We start from the raw sequence: 13,824 nt of genomic DNA on the forward strand, positions 1-13,824 counted from the left end.
CCGGCGGCCTCAGGCGCACCACATCACGGCAGAACGGCACAAGGCGACGAATGCCCCAGCACACCTCCGGGTCCGACCGGGCGGCGGTCCCCCCAGCCGCCCGCGACGGCGGCAGCGTGCGACCGTCCGCCCCCTCGACGCTCGACGAGCTGTGGCGGTCGTACAAGGCGACGGGGGACGAGCGGCTGCGGGAACAGCTGATCCTGCACTACTCGCCCCTGGTGAAGTACGTGGCGGGCCGGGTCAGCGTGGGGCTGCCACCCAACGTCGAACAGGCCGACTTCGTCTCCTCCGGTGTGTTCGGGCTGATCGACGCGATCGAGAAGTTCGACGTAGACCGTGAGATCAAGTTCGAGACGTACGCGATCACCCGGATCCGCGGCGCGATGATCGACGAACTGCGCGCGCTGGACTGGATCCCCCGCTCGGTGCGGCAGAAGGCGCGCAACGTGGAGCGCGCGTACGCCACGCTGGAGGCACGGCTGCGCCGCACCCCCTCGGAGAGCGAGGTGGCCGTGGAGATGGGGATCGCGGTCGAGGACCTCCACGCGGTCTTCAGCCAGTTGTCGCTGGCCAACGTGGTGGCCCTGGAGGAGCTGCTGCACGCGGGGAGCGAGGGCGGCGACCGGCTCAGCCTCATGGACACCCTGGAGGACACCGCCGCCGACAACCCCGTGGAGGTCGCCGAGGACCGTGAGCTGCGCCGGCTCCTGGCACGGGCGATCAACACGCTGCCGGAGCGCGAGAAGACCGTCGTCACCCTCTACTACTACGAGGGCCTCACCCTCGCCGAGATCGGCAACGTGCTGGGTGTGACCGAGAGCCGGGTCAGCCAGATCCACACCAAGTCGGTGTTGCAGCTGCGCGCCAAACTGGCCGGCTTCGGCCGTTGAGCTGGGCTTATGGCATCGCGACGCCGTCGGTCGCGACCCGCTCGACGGCCGTGCGGCCGGGTGACCGTCTCCCGCACGGGGTGACGCGTCCGTAAAGTGGTGGCGTGCCAAGGATTCGAGCGGCCTCCGTGGCCGAGCACCGGTCGATGCAGCGTGCCGCCCTGCTGGACGCGGCACGCTCCCTGCTGTCCGACGGCGGAACGGAGGCGCTGACCTTCCCCGCCCTCGCCGAACGGACGGGCCTGGCCCGGTCGTCGGTCTACGAGTACTTCCGGTCCCGGGCGGCCGTCGTCGAGGAGCTGTGCGCCGTCGACTTCCCGGTCTGGGCGGCCGAGGTCGAGGCGGCGATGGCGCGCGAGACGACCCCCGAGGCCAAGGTCGAGGCGTATGTGCGCAAGCAACTCGACCTGGTCGGGGACCGGCGCCACCGCGCGGTCGTGGCCATCTCCGCCAGTGAGCTGGACGCCGGTGCGCGGGAGAAGATCCGGGCGGCGCACGGCGGGCTGATCGCCATGATCGTCGAGGCGCTGGCGGAGATGGGCCACGCCGAGCCGAGGCTCGCGGCCATGCTGCTGCAGGGCGTGGTGGACGCGGCCGTGCGGCGGATCGAACTGGGCGCGGCCGAGGAGCCCGAGGCGATCACCCGGGCGGCGGTCTCCATGGCGCTGCGGGGCGTGCGCGGCTGATCGTCCGCTGCTCTCCGGGCCGGGCTGCGGACGGGCTCGCGGACCGGTCCCCGGACTGCCCTTCGGACCGTTCACCGGAGTGTTCTCCGGGCAGCGGCACCCCCAGGACCGGCAGCAGCCTCGACGGCCCGGAGTCCAGCAGCCACGGCGGGAGCAGGGACAGCGGGTCGAGGTAGACGTCCCCGCGCAGCAGGCCCCAGTGCAGGCAGGCCGTGCAGTGCGAGCCCGTCGGCTCGACCGTGCCGAGCACCTCGCCCGCCGCCACCTCGTCGCCCTCGCGTACCGAGGCCGCGACCGGCTCGTACGTGGTGCGCAGAGGCGGGTCGCCGGTACCCGTCAGTTCGAGTGAGACGACGCCCCTGCCCGCCACCGGTCCCGCGAAGGACACCCGTCCCGCCGCCACCGCCCGCACCGGGTCCCCGCCCGCCGCGGCGAGATCCACGCCCCGGTGACCGGGACCGTAGGTGTCGGCCGGGGGCTCCCACCCCCGCAGTACCGCGGGCCGGGTGCCCACCGGCCACCACCGGGCCACGGCCGGCACCGCCGGATCCGGACCCCGCGCCACGGCCGCCGACGGCACCACCGGCACCGCCCGCGCGGCACCGAACGGCGCCGGGGCCAGGACGGCCGACAGCAGCACCACCCACGTACACGCACTCATGCACGCACTCACGCCTCGCCTCGCTCGCATGCGAGAACCGTCCCGCACGGAGCGGGCCTCCGTGCGGGCCTGTGGACCGCCGCCCGGTTGTGGACAGCCGCGTCACCCGGTACCCCTCCGGTCCCGTACACTTCTGGTGGCGATCCGGGTCACCGGGTCGACTTCGCACGCCCCGACACGACGCCTTCCAAGGCGCGTGTCAGCGCCCCTCGGTCCCTTGCGGCACGGCGCACAGCGGGCGTCAGGCGCGCGAGCCGTCCGGCTCGCGCGGCACAACCGAGAAAACCAAGGAGAACGGCCATGGCCGTCGTCACGATGCGGGAGCTGCTGGAAAGCGGCGTCCACTTCGGTCACCAGACCCGTCGCTGGAACCCGAAGATGAAGCGCTTCATCTTCACCGAGCGCAACGGCATCTACATCATCGACCTGCTCCAGTCGCTGTCGTACATCGACCGCGCCTACGAGTTCGTCAAGGAGACCGTCGCCCACGGCGGCACGGTCATGTTCGTCGGCACGAAGAAGCAGGCGCAGGAGGCCATCGCCGAGCAGGCCACCCGCGTCGGCATGCCCTACGTCAACCAGCGCTGGCTGGGCGGCATGCTCACCAACTTCTCGACCGTCTACAAGCGCCTGCAGCGCCTGAAGGAGCTCGAGCAGATCGACTTCGAGGACGTGGCCGCCTCCGGCCTCACCAAGAAGGAGCTGCTGGTCCTCTCCCGCGAGAAGGCCAAGCTGGAGAAGACCCTCGGCGGTATCCGCGAGATGTCCAAGGTGCCCAGCGCCGTCTGGATCGTGGACACCAAGAAGGAGCACATCGCGGTCGGCGAGGCCCGGAAGCTCAACATCCCGGTCGTCGCCATCCTCGACACCAACTGCGACCCCGACGAGGTCGACTACAAGATCCCGGGCAACGACGACGCGATCCGCTCCGTCACCCTGCTCACCCGCGTGATCGCCGACGCCGTCGCCGAGGGCCTCATCGCCCGCTCCGGTGCCGCCGGTGGTGCCAAGGGTGAGAAGGCCGCCGGCGAGCCGCTCGCCGAGTGGGAGCGCGACCTGCTCGAGGGCGAGAAGAAGGACGAGGCCGTCGAGGCCGCCGCCGAGGCTCCCGCCCCCGACGCCAAGGTCTCCGAGGCCGTCGAGGAGGCCGCCGCCGAGGTTGCCGACGCCGACAAGCCCGCCGAGGCCCCCGCCGCCGAGGCCCCCGCCGCGGACGCCGAGCAGGCCTGACCCCTCACCACCTTCGGGTTCTGGACGGCGGGGGCCCACGAAGCCCCCGCCGTCCGGCCCGTAGATCTTCGGACTTCGAGAGAGATTCCTGAATCATGGCGAACTACACCGCCGCCGACGTCAAGAAGCTTCGTGAGCTCACCGGCGCCGGCATGATGGACTGCAAGAAGGCGCTGGACGAGGCCGAGGGCAACGTCGAGAAGGCCGTCGAGGCGCTCCGCATCAAGGGCCAGAAGGGCGTCGCCAAGCGCGAGGGCCGTTCCGCCGAGAACGGTGCCGTCGTCTCGATCATCGCCGACGACAACACCTCCGGTGTCCTGGTCGAGCTGAAGTGTGAGACGGACTTCGTCGCCAAGGGCGACAAGTTCCAGAACGTCGCCAAGGCCATCGCCGAGCACATCGCCAAGGCCGCCCCGGCGGACCTGGAGGCCCTGCTCGCCTCTGAGATCGAGGCCGGCAAGACCGTCCAGGCGTACGTGGACGAGGCCAACGCCAACCTCGGCGAGAAGATCGTCCTGGACCGCTTCGCGCAGTTCTCCGGCGGCTTCGTGACCGCGTACATGCACCGCACGATGCCCGACCTGCCCCCGCAGATCGGTGTCCTCGTCGAGCTGGACAAGCCGAACGCCGAGATCGCCAAGGGCGTCGCCCAGCACATCGCCGCCTTCGCGCCGAAGTACCTCTCCAAGGAGGACGTCCCGGCCGAGGTCGTCGAGTCCGAGCGCCGCGTCGCCGAGGAGACCACCCGCGCCGAGGGCAAGCCCGAGGCCGCCCTGCCGAAGATCGTCGAGGGTCGCCTCAACGGCTTCTTCAAGGACGCGACCCTGCTGGGCCAGCCCTACGCCCTGGACAACAAGAAGTCCGTCCAGAAGGTGCTGGAAGAGGCCGGTGTCAGCCTGAAGCGCTTCTCGCGCATCAAGGTCGGCATCTGAGTCCGTACCGCGACGGACGCTCGACCCCGGTAGGGTCGACAGCAGTCGTCGGCGCCGTTCGCGCAGGCCGTGGCGCACGCGCGCGTGGCGGCGGACGACAGCAGATCTGACGAGGAGGCCATTGCCGCGTATGGGATGCGAAACACGCCCCCACCGGCAGTGGCCTTCTTCGTGTGTGTGACCCACGTAAAAGAGGCGAGATCTCCATGACCACCAAGGCCGAGAAGAGCGACGACGGCAAAGTACGCGGCCGCTTCATGCTGAAGCTGTCCGGAGAGGCCTTCTCCGGCGGTGGCGGCCTGGGCGTCGACCCCGACGTGGTGCACGCCATCGCCCGCGAGATCGCGGCCGTCGTACGCGACGGCGCCGAGATCGCCGTCGTCATCGGCGGCGGCAACTTCTTCCGCGGGGCCGAACTCCAGGTGCGCGGCATGGACCGCGCCCGCTCCGACTACATGGGCATGCTCGGCACCGTGATGAACTGCCTGGCCCTCCAGGACTTCCTGGAGAAGGAGGGCGTCGACTGCCGCGTGCAGACCGCCATCACCATGGGCCAGGTCGCCGAGCCGTACATCCCGCTGCGCGCCGTGCGCCACCTGGAGAAGGGCCGCGTGGTCATCTTCGGTGCCGGGATGGGCATGCCCTACTTCTCCACCGACACCACCGCCGCCCAGCGTGCCCTGGAGATCGACGCCGAGGCGCTGCTCATGGGCAAGAACGGCGTGGACGGGGTCTACGACTCCGACCCCAAGACCAACCCGGACGCCGTGAAGTTCGACGCGCTCGGGTACGGCGAGGTCATCACCCGCGACCTCAAGGTCGCCGACGCCACCGCCGTGACGCTCTGCCGCGACAACAGCCTTCCGATCGTGGTCTTCGAGCTGTTGAAGGAGGGCAATATCGCCCGCGCCGTCAAGGGTGAGAAGATCGGCACGCTCGTGGGTGACCAGGGCACCCGGGACTGACCGGAGAACACCCCCTGTCCGCGGACGCCACCTGTCCGGGGGACGGACGGGACGGGGCCGGGCCGGGGGATGGACAATGTCCCGCCGGTCGGGAACCGTGCAGGAAGAACGCGACGCAGCCGGCCGCCGCCCCGTCAGGGGACCGCAGCCGGGCCTACTCAAGACACGCAGGAGCAAGTGGTGATCGAAGAGACCCTCCTCGAGGCCGAGGAGAAGATGGAGAAGGCCGTCGTGGTCGCCAAGGAGGACTTCGCCGCGATCCGCACCGGCCGTGCGCACCCGGCGATGTTCAACAAGATCGTGGCCGACTACTACGGCGCGCTGACGCCGATCAACCAGCTGGCCTCGTTCTCCGTGCCCGAGCCGCGCATGGCCGTGGTGACGCCCTTCGACAAGAGCGCCCTGCGCAACATCGAACAGGCGATCCGCGACTCCGACCTGGGCGTCAACCCGAGCAACGACGGCAACATCATCCGAGTGGTGTTCCCCGAGCTGACCGAGGAGCGCCGCCGCGACTACATCAAGGTCGCCAAGGCCAAGGGCGAGGACGCCAAGGTGTCCATCCGCTCCGTGCGCCGCAAGGCCAAGGACGCCATCGACAAGCTGATCAAGGACGGCGAGGTCGGCGAGGACGAGGGCCGTCGTGCGGAGAGCGAGCTCGAGCAGACCACCTCGAAGTACGTCGCCCAGGTGGACGAGCTCCTGAAGCACAAGGAAGCGGAGCTGCTCGAGGTCTGATGAACGACTCTTCCTGGGGAGCGCCGCCACAAGCCGGGTACTGGGGGCCGTCCGACGGGGGACCTGTCCAGGGCGCTGCCCCGGCGGGTCCCGCATACGATGCGCAGTACGCGCAGCAGACTCGCCCCATGCCCATCGTGCCCGACGTACCCGAACACGGCGGTGACCAGGACGACGACCGGGGGGCCGCTCGGGTGAGCGGTCCCCTGTTCCAGAACCCGCCGGCGCAGCCGTATGCGGCGGTGCCGCAGAATCCGGAGCCCATGCCCGACGCCCCGCAGCCGGCGCAGTCCCAGCCGCCGCCTCCGAAGAAGACCGCGGGGCGCGACCTGGGCGCGGCGATAGGGGTCGGCGTCGGACTCGGCGCCGTCATCATCGCGTCGCTGTTCGTCGTCAAGGCCGTCTTCGTCGGCGTGGTCGCGGTCGCGGTCGTCGTGGGGCTCTGGGAGCTGACCAAGCGGCTGGAGGAGCGCAAGGGCATCAAGGCGCCGCTCGTGCCGCTGGCGATCGGCGGCGCGGCGATGGTGGTCGCCGGGTACGCGCGGGGCGCCGAGGGCGCGTGGGTCGCCATGGCGCTCACGGCGCTGGCGGTGCTGGTGTGGCGGATGACCGAGCCGCCCGAGGGCTACCTCAAGGACGTCACGGCGGGGCTCTTCGCGGCGTTCTACGTCCCCTTCCTGGCCACGTTCGTCACGATGATGCTGATGGCCGACGACGGCGCGCAGCGCGTGCTGACCTTCCTGTTGCTCACGGTCGTCAGCGACACCGGTGCCTATGCCGTCGGCTGGCGCTTCGGCCGGACCAAGCTCGCCCCGCGCATCAGCCCCGGCAAGACCCGCGAGGGGCTGCTGGGCGCGGTGGCCTTCGCGATGGCGGCGGGCGCGCTGTGCATGCAGTTCATGATCGAGGACGGCCTCTGGTGGCAGGGCCTGCTGCTCGGCCTCGCGGTCGCCGTCAGCGCCACGCTGGGCGACCTCGGTGAGTCCATGATCAAGCGCGACCTCGGCATCAAGGACATGGGCACCCTCCTGCCGGGCCACGGCGGCATCATGGACCGCCTGGACTCCCTCCTGCCGACGGCACCGGTGGTGTGGCTGCTGCTGGTGATCTTCGTGGGATCCGGCTGATCCGGCCGGCGTGAGCCCGCCGGGACCGGTTTCACCTGCACGTTCTTCGAAGAGAGACCCGTCGTCCACAGGGCGGCGGGTCTCTTCTCATATGTCTGCGACACTGGTACAGCCATGCCTAAGCCCGGAGAACTGATCTCAAGCGGGATGGCGAAGGCGTCGACCAGTGTGGTTGCCACCGCTTTCGGCTTCTCTCAATGCGTCGGGCCGTCCCTGGGCCGTGGAACGCTTGGCGGGCACGTTCTTCACATGCCTGAGAGCCCTGCCACTGTTACGTGTAGGGCTCTCAGGGGATGTGCTATCCCCGGCGGCGACGACGGCGACGGACCGTCAGCCAGTAGCACGCCAGCGGCAGCAACGCCGCGAGGACGAGCAGAGCGACCTGGGCATGCCAAGGCATCCCCGGGCCCACCAGCTCCAGCGTCTTAGCCATCGCGTAGGGGCCGATCACGGTTCCACCGATGCCGACGGCAAACTCTCCCGTCTCCAGCATGCGGGTGGCTTCCTTCTCAGGCACCGAGGCCATTACGGAGGGGCCGTTCGGAACCGTGGTGATCTTGATATAAGCGGCGCCGGTCGGTTCCTCATTTCCGCTCGGTGCCACGTTACCGCCGTTGTCAGGGGTCGACGGGCGCATGATTTTCCTCCATGCACCGCCCCTCTAGGACCTTCCTAGATGGGGACGGGTTGCAGCCATCGCATGGCGCACCTCCTTTGATCATCGATGTCAGGTTCTCAGCTCGGTGCCGAACCTCCGGTTCGGCTTACGTGTGCATGCCTCCTTGTGGTGGCTCTGAGTGGAAGGGGCTATCGACTGTCGACGACCCAGGGCGCTGATTCTTGTGTCATCTCCAACTTCCTTTCTGCAGGGATCTGTTGCTGACCTCCAAGTCGCTAGCTCGACCAGGAGGTGAGCTCACCGTAGCACGACGAGCGCCTTCTAGGTGGATGATCGCTCGAAGTAGGTGAAAAAATGCACCTAGCAGTTGCATGTTGGGTGCTGGCCTGTGCATGATGGGATGCGGTTATGTGCGTCGACGTGCGTAGGGTGGGTGCACATCGATGCGTACCGTTAAGATCCGCAAGTGTTCTGATCAACACTGCAACCAAGGAGGACGCCGATATGCCGCGATCGACCCAGGCCGCTCGTCCCGCCGCGAACGAGCGCTACTCGGTCACTCTCGTGCCCCCGGCCGTGGAGGCGATCGAGCGCCTCACGGAGTCCACTGGACTGAGCAAGACAGATGTGATCAACCGAGCGGTTCAGATCTACGCCTTCATTGATGAACGGATGCGAGAAGGCAGTGACGTGCTGCTACGAAATCGAGACGGCGAGACTGAGCGTGTACATATTGTCTAGTTGCTCGGTCGCGCGGTGCGCAGATACGACCTTAGATCTAGTGCACGGAAGGGGCGGCAACCCAATGAGGTTGCCGCCCCTTCCGTGCACTAGCCACTAAAGCTTAGCGACTGGTCGATAGCGCTTCTTGTGCGTTCCTGGCTAGATGGCATGAGGTGTGCATACACCCGCAGCGTCAGCCCGGGGTCGGCGTGTCCCAGGTACTCGCTCACGGCCTTGATGCTCTCGCCGGCATCCAGGAGCACCGAGGCGTAGAAGTGCCTCAGGGCGTGCATGCCGTGCTCGCGAGCGGACTCGTACTTGCCGTCCGCCCCGACCTCCGAGATCAGCCCGGCCGATGCAAGAGCAGGCTTCCACTCCTGGACGTTGAAGTTGCTGCGCCAGACGAGGCCGCTCGCGGTGTTCGTGAACAGCAGGCGGGCCGACACCTTCGGGCCATCCGGCCTACGCCAGGGCAGCGTGATCTCCACCGGCTTGAAGGCGTCCATGTGAGCCCGTAGGGCCTCAGCGACCGAAGACGGCAACGGCACATCCCGCTCCTTCTTGCACTTCGGCGGAGCGAACACAGCGTTTCCCCGAATGAGCTTCACCTGTCGGATTACGTGGACAGTGCCGCTCGCGAAGTCGACGGCGTCCTCGGCCAGGCCCACGATCTCGCCCTGACGAAGCCCGCACCCAGCACCCATGTCGACCATGGGCTGGTAGCGCTGGGGGAGTGCTGCACGGACCGTCTGAACCTGTTCGGGCAGCCACGGCACTACACGACGTTGCTCGACGGCCGGCGGGCGGACGGACTTCGCCGTGCACGGGTTGCGGGGGAGGAGTCCGTCATCGACCGCCGCACTGAGCACCGCCCGCACGTCACCGTAGATGTTCCTCGCGTAGCCGCCGCTCACCGCTGGGTCGTTCTCCAGAGCGCTCACCAGACCCCTGATGTGCTCTGGGCGGAACGAATCCAGTGGGCGGGAGCCGATCAGCCGGAAGGCGTGTAGGCGTAACCGCTGCTCGATAACCACCTGACTGGCAGGATCGATGCCGTGCGTCTCAAGCCACTTCACGGCGTAGCCCTTGAAGGTGACACGAGCTGCGCGCGGATCGATATAGCGGCCCCGAGACATGTCCGAGGCAATGTCGACCAGCCACTGTTCAGCGAGTCGCTTCTGTCGGTCTGGGAAGCTCTTGGACTTCTCTGTGCCGTCGGGGCCGACGTAGCGGGCGCGGTAGCGGAGGCCGGTGCCGTGCCGGTCAGTCTTGACCTTACGGGCCTTGCCGTCAGGGGCCGTCTCAGCCCGGTACCAGCGGTCTTGGATGTGTCCGGCCATCAGGCGGCTTCCCCGATCTGGGAGTCGACCCAGGCCCGCACGTCGGTGGGGTCGAAGCGGAGGTGCCGGCCGACGCGGAAGCCGCGGGGGCCGGTGCGCTTGCGGCGCCACTGGTACACCGTCTCGACGCTGGGCAGCTCGAACATCTCGACCAAGTCCTCAGGGGTCAGGAACCGGTTCGGCAGCTCTGAGGCCATGGTCAGTACTCCCTTTCGTCGGTGAGGGCTTCCCGGGCTGTCTCGCGGTTGAGCTGGAGGCCGCGGGCGATGGTGGCGGCGAGGACGGATTCGCCGGGGGTGTGGCCGTGGCCGGCGTACTGCCAGTCCGTGAGGACGAGCACGGTGTCCGGCTCGCGGTCGTCCAGGGCGAGGGCTGCGTGGTCCTGGGCGGCGCGGTAGTCGGCGCGTGCCTGGCGGAGGGCGCCGAGGGTGGTGGAGTAGCGGCGGGACTTTGAGGAGAAGTGGCCGCGGAAGCCGAGCATGTGAGCCCAGGCCCACAGGCGGCGTTCGGGGTAGAGGGGGTCGAGCACCTTGCAGGCTTCGATCAGACGGCGGGTGTGGTCGGGGACCTCGTGCCGGTCGAGTTCGGCCAGTTCGCCGATGCGGCGGTCGAGGGTGCCGGTGTTCTCGGCGGCTTTGGTCGCGTACTTGGCGACGTAGGAAGCAACGGCCTGTTCGGTGACCTCCGAACCGTCTCCGAAGGCCAACACCGGTCGGACGTCAAGTTGGGTGCCCCAGCGGAAGGTACGGGCCGGTTGGTCCTCGGCGGCCGGGACCGAGACCGAGGTGTAGGAGTGCGCGGCTGCGGCGCGGATCGCGTCGGTGAGGAGGTCGACGGTTGCCCAAGTCGGTGGTGTGGTGCCGGGTCCGTCCGGTCCGTCGAGCCTCACCACGGCATGGAAGTGCAGAGCACCGCGCTTCTGGAACTCGGCGACCTTGCCGTAAGAGACGCGAAGGCGTTCGGGGAGCTCCCGGCGGGAAAGGCCGGCGCGGGTGGCGAGTTCGCGGCGGAGTCGTGTGGTGAAGCGCTGCCAGAGTTGCCCGGCGTGGTTGTTGAACAGGACAGCGCCCGCGTAGTCGTACGTGGTCGGGTCGAGGGCAGTGCCCAGCTCTGGGGCGTTCGGGGTGTGGCGGGTGCCGCAGCGGCAGGTGCCGCTGTCGGGGCGGTTGTGGACCGGGCCGAAGGAAGGGGCGGTGAGGGTGGCGAACACGCGCGGGTGATCCCGGACGGTGGCGGGAATGTCTCGGCGGTCGTCACCGGCGAGTCCGGCGCGGATCAGGTGATAGGTGTCGCCCGCGTAGGTCCATGCGCACGAGGGGCAGCGGGAGGCGCGGCGGTTGCCGCAGGCGAGGCGGAGGCGTCCGCCCGGTTCGTCGGCGGTGCTGTAGTGGTGCAGGGTCTCGCCGGTGCTCTTGTCCTTGTGGATCGTCCAGCCGGTGAGGTGGATGGGGTTGGCGCAGCCGCCGGTGCGGCGGATCTGGTCTTCCCAGCGGGCGTAGTCAGAGGCCGAAGCCACCCTCAGCAGGTCGCCGAGGGTGGTCGGGTCGGGCAGCGTGTCAGGCACGGGCGCCCTCCCGCGAGTGGCGGGTGGTGATGCCGCTGCCGTGGCAGGCCGGGCAGTGTGCGGTGATGGTGCGCAGGTGGCCGCGGGCGTTGTGGCCGCCGGTGGTGATGGCGACGGAGGCGAAGCCGTCGCAGGCCGGGCAGATCCTCGGCCGGGGCGGGGTGGGGTGGGCCATGATGGTGGTTCCTTTCGATTGCGGTTGGAAGGGACGGCCCCGGGTGGCGGCGTGCTTGGCGGCTTGTGCGCCACCCGGTGGCCGGTCAGCGAGCAGTGCGCGAGCCCCGGCGGCTACGGCCCTTGGCCGCGTACATGGCCGCATCAGCGGCGGCGAGAGCATCGGTGAGCGCGGGCACCGGCAGCTCGGCGAGGCGGCAGACCCCGACCGAGGCGGCCAGCGGCAGGGACGTGCCGTCGTGATGCGTCGACTGGTGGAGAGCGGTGGTGAGGGCGTCGAGGTCGACGGCGTCCAGGTCGCCGATGACGGCGACGAATTCGTCTCCGCCGAGTCGGCCGGCGGTTCCGTGGTGTCCGCACCAGCTGCTCAGTCGTTGGGCGGTGGCGATGAGGGCGGCGTCTCCGGCGGCGTGGCCGTGGGTGTCGTTGAGGGTCTTGAAGTGGTCGAGGTCAACCAGGAGCACGGCCGCGCGGGGGTGGCGGCGGATGCAGTGTTCGGCGCGGGCGGTCCATCCGGCACGGGTGTGCAGGCCGGTGAGAGGGTCGCGTCGAGCGGAGGCGAGGCGGCGGGTGAGGACGCTCCCGTGCAGAGCCCAGCCGAGTAACGGCAGGAGGGTCGCGGCTGTCTGCGGGTCCACGGTGTTCTCCCTTTGGCGATGGCGGTTGGTTGGCGGGACGGTCAGCTCGGGAGCGGCGGCGTGCTTGGCGGCTTGTGCGTCGCCCCGGTGATCCGTTCAGCGGCGGTGCTGGGCGTTGACGAGTGAGCGGATGACCAGGGCGCAGATGGCCAGCGAGGCGGCGGTGACGGCGACCGCGAGGAGCATGGAGACCAGGACGGCGCCGACGACCAGGACGACGGCGGTGCCGCCGCCGACGAGGGCGAGCGCGGTTCCCGGGGTGAGCTGTACGACCGGGCGGGACGGAGCCGGGGCGGTGGAGGCCGGCGGCGGGGCCGGGGCGCCGGGCGTGATGGTCGTCGGCTCGACGACGGCGGGCGGGGTGACCGTGCTGGTGGGCTGGGGCATGGTCGGGAGCTTGGGCCGGAACATGGGCGGATCTCCTTACTTGACGGCGGTGTCGATGACCGGGGCCAGGAGGCTGTCGGCGAGGAGGTAGCCGCCGAGAAGGAGTACGGCGATGAGCCACCAGGGCGGGCGGATGAGCTTGACGCCGAGGGCTCCGACGCAGAGCAGGGCGAGCCAGAGCGGGACGTCCATCGGGTGGCCTCCTAGCTGACGCGGCAGCGGTGGGTGCGGGCAGCGAGCTGCGCGGCGGACTGGGCGGTGTAGTCGGCGGACCAGCCGCAGCGGTCGTTGGTGCACACGGCGGCGTGCTTGGTGCAGCCGTGGCGGTCGCGGTGGGTGCCGATCTGCACGGGGCCGATCCGCATCACGGAGTGGAAGTGGTCGCGGGCAGGCATGGGTGTCGTTCTCCTTTCGCGTCAGGCGAGCTGGGCGGCGATGGCGTCGGCGAGTTGGGGCGGGACGCCGAGGCGGGTGCGGAGTGTGTCGGTGTCGATGGGGCGGCCGGTGCGGTGTTCGTGGTCGGCGGCGACCTTGCGGGCGTGGTCGACCAGCGCGGCCGGGACCAGCGGAGCGGGAACCGCGGGCAGAGCCGGGGCCTGCTCGAGTTCGGGTGCGGGGAGTTCCGGGGTTTCCTCGGTGTCGTCCACGCGGGCGGGGGCGTGGTCCTGGTCGGCCGCGAAGGCTGGCGGTTCGGGCGCCGGTGGGGTGGGTGCCGGCGCTTCCGGCTCGTGGTGGGTGGCGGTGTGGGCGAGGAGGGTGCCTCCCATGAAGGCGAGTGCGGGCCAGGCGGCGACGAGGATGCGGAGCCAGGCCGGGACGTCGTTCAGGTCGAGGAGTCCGGCGGTAGCGACGTTGGCGCCGAGCGAGGCGACCAGGGCGATGACGAACCAGGACCAGGCCAGCCGGGACGGTCCGTCGGTGCGCAGTCGGCGCCAGGCGGCGACCAGGAGCAGGTCGACGCTGATCGGGTAGGCCCAGGCTTTCCAGCCGTCCTGTCCGGCAGCGGCGGCCAGGTCGTGGAGGTGGGCAAAGGACAATGCCCCGGCGATGACGGCCTGGACGAGCACGGCGTCGATGCGGAGAGCGGGGCGGGCCATCATGGCTCCTTCCTGTCTCAGGCATGGGAGGGGTAGGGACCTGGCGCGAA

19 protein-coding genes are annotated in these 13,824 nt (G+C 69.6%); 8 read left to right on the forward strand and 11 right to left on the reverse strand.

The features are described 5' to 3' along the window. Nucleotides 1–50: 50 nt before the first annotated feature. Both whiG and ACGF3J_RS34845 read left to right on the forward strand, forming a co-directional pair. Nucleotides 51–893 (forward strand): RNA polymerase sigma factor WhiG, encoded by an 843-nt coding sequence (gene whiG / locus ACGF3J_RS34840; RefSeq protein WP_122615159.1) that lies wholly within the window; start codon nucleotides 51–53, stop codon nucleotides 891–893. A 128-nt stretch (nucleotides 894–1,021) separates the two neighbouring features. Further along, the gene (locus ACGF3J_RS34845) at nucleotides 1,022–1,579 is read left to right on the forward strand and encodes a TetR/AcrR family transcriptional regulator (protein WP_393855624.1); all 558 of its coding nucleotides are present in this window, start codon (nucleotides 1,022–1,024) and stop codon (nucleotides 1,577–1,579) included. On the opposite strand, the gene ACGF3J_RS34850 is transcribed toward ACGF3J_RS34845, so the two are convergent. Then, on the reverse strand, nucleotides 1,533–2,240 hold the full coding sequence (locus tag ACGF3J_RS34850) for a murein hydrolase activator EnvC family protein (protein ID WP_393855573.1): 708 nt from the start codon (nucleotides 2,238–2,240) through the stop codon (nucleotides 1,533–1,535). The two genes, ACGF3J_RS34845 and ACGF3J_RS34850, sit on opposite strands and share 47 nt — an antisense overlap. A gap of 300 nt (nucleotides 2,241–2,540) precedes the next feature. Here ACGF3J_RS34850 and rpsB point away from each other — a divergent pair, with 300 nt between their 5' ends. From rpsB to ACGF3J_RS34875, 5 genes are all read left to right on the forward strand, one after another. Beyond that, nucleotides 2,541–3,470 (forward strand): 30S ribosomal protein S2, encoded by a 930-nt coding sequence (rpsB, locus tag ACGF3J_RS34855; protein ID WP_393855574.1) that lies wholly within the window; start codon nucleotides 2,541–2,543, stop codon nucleotides 3,468–3,470. Between the two features lie 95 nt (nucleotides 3,471–3,565). Then, nucleotides 3,566–4,402: a translation elongation factor Ts gene (gene tsf, locus ACGF3J_RS34860; protein WP_114529297.1), complete on the forward strand. Its 837-nt coding sequence runs from the start codon at nucleotides 3,566–3,568 to the stop codon at nucleotides 4,400–4,402. Between the two features lie 206 nt (nucleotides 4,403–4,608). Beyond that, on the forward strand, nucleotides 4,609–5,367 hold the full coding sequence (gene pyrH, locus ACGF3J_RS34865) for a UMP kinase (RefSeq protein WP_064730053.1): 759 nt from the start codon (nucleotides 4,609–4,611) through the stop codon (nucleotides 5,365–5,367). A 180-nt stretch (nucleotides 5,368–5,547) separates the two neighbouring features. Continuing rightward, the gene (frr, locus tag ACGF3J_RS34870) at nucleotides 5,548–6,105 is read left to right on the forward strand and encodes a ribosome recycling factor (protein WP_161326008.1); all 558 of its coding nucleotides are present in this window, start codon (nucleotides 5,548–5,550) and stop codon (nucleotides 6,103–6,105) included. After that, nucleotides 6,105–7,232, forward strand: a complete 1,128-nt coding sequence (locus ACGF3J_RS34875) for a phosphatidate cytidylyltransferase (protein ID WP_393855575.1) — start codon at nucleotides 6,105–6,107, stop codon at nucleotides 7,230–7,232. Before frr ends, ACGF3J_RS34875 begins: the two co-directional genes overlap by 1 nt. Before the next feature lie 298 nt (nucleotides 7,233–7,530). Here ACGF3J_RS34875 and ACGF3J_RS34880 read toward each other — a convergent pair whose 3' ends face one another. Continuing rightward, complete coding sequence (locus tag ACGF3J_RS34880; RefSeq protein WP_360026581.1) at nucleotides 7,531–7,869, reverse strand: hypothetical protein; 339 nt, start codon at nucleotides 7,867–7,869, stop codon at nucleotides 7,531–7,533. A 486-nt stretch (nucleotides 7,870–8,355) separates the two neighbouring features. On the opposite strand from ACGF3J_RS34880, the gene ACGF3J_RS34885 reads away from it, so the two are divergent. Then, nucleotides 8,356–8,592 (forward strand): hypothetical protein, encoded by a 237-nt coding sequence (locus tag ACGF3J_RS34885; protein WP_393855576.1) that lies wholly within the window; start codon nucleotides 8,356–8,358, stop codon nucleotides 8,590–8,592. Between the two features lie 89 nt (nucleotides 8,593–8,681). Here the strand turns inward: ACGF3J_RS34885 and ACGF3J_RS34890 are convergent, their stop codons facing one another. The 9 genes from ACGF3J_RS34890 to ACGF3J_RS34930 form a co-directional block, all read right to left on the reverse strand. Then, nucleotides 8,682–9,914 (reverse strand): tyrosine-type recombinase/integrase, encoded by a 1,233-nt coding sequence (locus tag ACGF3J_RS34890; RefSeq protein WP_393855577.1) that lies wholly within the window; start codon nucleotides 9,912–9,914, stop codon nucleotides 8,682–8,684. Beyond that, nucleotides 9,914–10,111, reverse strand: coding sequence for an AlpA family transcriptional regulator (locus ACGF3J_RS34895; RefSeq protein ID WP_031017537.1), 198 nt, complete (start codon nucleotides 10,109–10,111; stop codon nucleotides 9,914–9,916). Before ACGF3J_RS34895 ends, ACGF3J_RS34890 begins: the two co-directional genes overlap by 1 nt. A gap of 2 nt (nucleotides 10,112–10,113) precedes the next feature. After that, nucleotides 10,114–11,478: a replication initiator protein RepSA gene (repSA, locus tag ACGF3J_RS34900; RefSeq protein ID WP_393855578.1), complete on the reverse strand. Its 1,365-nt coding sequence runs from the start codon at nucleotides 11,476–11,478 to the stop codon at nucleotides 10,114–10,116. Beyond that, entirely contained in the window at nucleotides 11,471–11,653 is a 183-nt protein-coding gene (locus ACGF3J_RS34905) for a hypothetical protein (RefSeq protein WP_393855579.1), read from the reverse strand. The genes repSA and ACGF3J_RS34905 overlap by 8 nt, the downstream gene beginning before the upstream one ends. 85 nt (nucleotides 11,654–11,738) lie before the next feature. After that, entirely contained in the window at nucleotides 11,739–12,290 is a 552-nt protein-coding gene (locus ACGF3J_RS34910) for a GGDEF domain-containing protein (RefSeq protein ID WP_393855580.1), read from the reverse strand. Nucleotides 12,291–12,386: 96 nt separating this feature from the next. Then, nucleotides 12,387–12,701 carry a SpdD-like protein gene (locus ACGF3J_RS34915; RefSeq protein ID WP_392239726.1) on the reverse strand — a complete coding sequence of 105 codons (315 nt, stop codon included), beginning with the start codon at nucleotides 12,699–12,701 and terminating at the stop codon, nucleotides 12,387–12,389. Nucleotides 12,702–12,713: 12 nt separating this feature from the next. Continuing rightward, nucleotides 12,714–12,869, reverse strand: a complete 156-nt coding sequence (locus ACGF3J_RS34920; protein WP_210985260.1) for a hypothetical protein — start codon at nucleotides 12,867–12,869, stop codon at nucleotides 12,714–12,716. A gap of 11 nt (nucleotides 12,870–12,880) precedes the next feature. Then, nucleotides 12,881–13,072, reverse strand: coding sequence for a mobile element transfer protein (locus ACGF3J_RS34925; protein ID WP_393855581.1), 192 nt, complete (start codon nucleotides 13,070–13,072; stop codon nucleotides 12,881–12,883). Nucleotides 13,073–13,093: 21 nt separating this feature from the next. Further along, on the reverse strand, nucleotides 13,094–13,774 hold the full coding sequence (locus tag ACGF3J_RS34930; protein ID WP_393855625.1) for a DUF2637 domain-containing protein: 681 nt from the start codon (nucleotides 13,772–13,774) through the stop codon (nucleotides 13,094–13,096). Between the last annotated feature and the right edge of the window lie 50 nt (nucleotides 13,775–13,824).

This window comes from Streptomyces sp. NPDC048171 (assembly GCF_043202655.1).
Lineage (GTDB): Bacteria > Actinomycetota > Actinomycetes > Streptomycetales > Streptomycetaceae > Streptomyces.

Bases quoted from the DNA above. Each gene is read 5' to 3' on its own strand.
- ACGF3J_RS34925 (WP_393855581.1), bottom strand. From the start codon at position 13,072: ATGCCTGCCCGCGACCACTTCCACTCCGTGATGCGGATCGGCCCCGTG.
- ACGF3J_RS34895 (WP_031017537.1), bottom strand. From the start codon at position 10,111: ATGGCCTCAGAGCTGCCGAACCGGTTCCTGACCCCTGAGGACTTGGTC.
- ACGF3J_RS34885 (WP_393855576.1), top strand. From the start codon at position 8,356: ATGCCGCGATCGACCCAGGCCGCTCGTCCCGCCGCGAACGAGCGCTAC.
- ACGF3J_RS34875 (WP_393855575.1), top strand. From the start codon at position 6,105: ATGAACGACTCTTCCTGGGGAGCGCCGCCACAAGCCGGGTACTGGGGG.
- ACGF3J_RS34880 (WP_360026581.1), bottom strand. From the start codon at position 7,869: ATGCGCCCGTCGACCCCTGACAACGGCGGTAACGTGGCACCGAGCGGA.
- ACGF3J_RS34850 (WP_393855573.1), bottom strand. From the start codon at position 2,240: ATGAGTGCGTGTACGTGGGTGGTGCTGCTGTCGGCCGTCCTGGCCCCG.
- rpsB (WP_393855574.1), top strand. From the start codon at position 2,541: ATGGCCGTCGTCACGATGCGGGAGCTGCTGGAAAGCGGCGTCCACTTC.
- ACGF3J_RS34920 (WP_210985260.1), bottom strand. From the start codon at position 12,869: ATGGACGTCCCGCTCTGGCTCGCCCTGCTCTGCGTCGGAGCCCTCGGC.
- ACGF3J_RS34915 (WP_392239726.1), bottom strand. From the start codon at position 12,701: ATGTTCCGGCCCAAGCTCCCGACCATGCCCCAGCCCACCAGCACGGTC.
- ACGF3J_RS34930 (WP_393855625.1), bottom strand. From the start codon at position 13,774: ATGGCCCGCCCCGCTCTCCGCATCGACGCCGTGCTCGTCCAGGCCGTC.
- ACGF3J_RS34890 (WP_393855577.1), bottom strand. From the start codon at position 9,914: ATGGCCGGACACATCCAAGACCGCTGGTACCGGGCTGAGACGGCCCCT.
- pyrH (WP_064730053.1), top strand. From the start codon at position 4,609: ATGACCACCAAGGCCGAGAAGAGCGACGACGGCAAAGTACGCGGCCGC.
- tsf (WP_114529297.1), top strand. From the start codon at position 3,566: ATGGCGAACTACACCGCCGCCGACGTCAAGAAGCTTCGTGAGCTCACC.
- whiG (WP_122615159.1), top strand. From the start codon at position 51: ATGCCCCAGCACACCTCCGGGTCCGACCGGGCGGCGGTCCCCCCAGCC.
- ACGF3J_RS34905 (WP_393855579.1), bottom strand. From the start codon at position 11,653: ATGGCCCACCCCACCCCGCCCCGGCCGAGGATCTGCCCGGCCTGCGAC.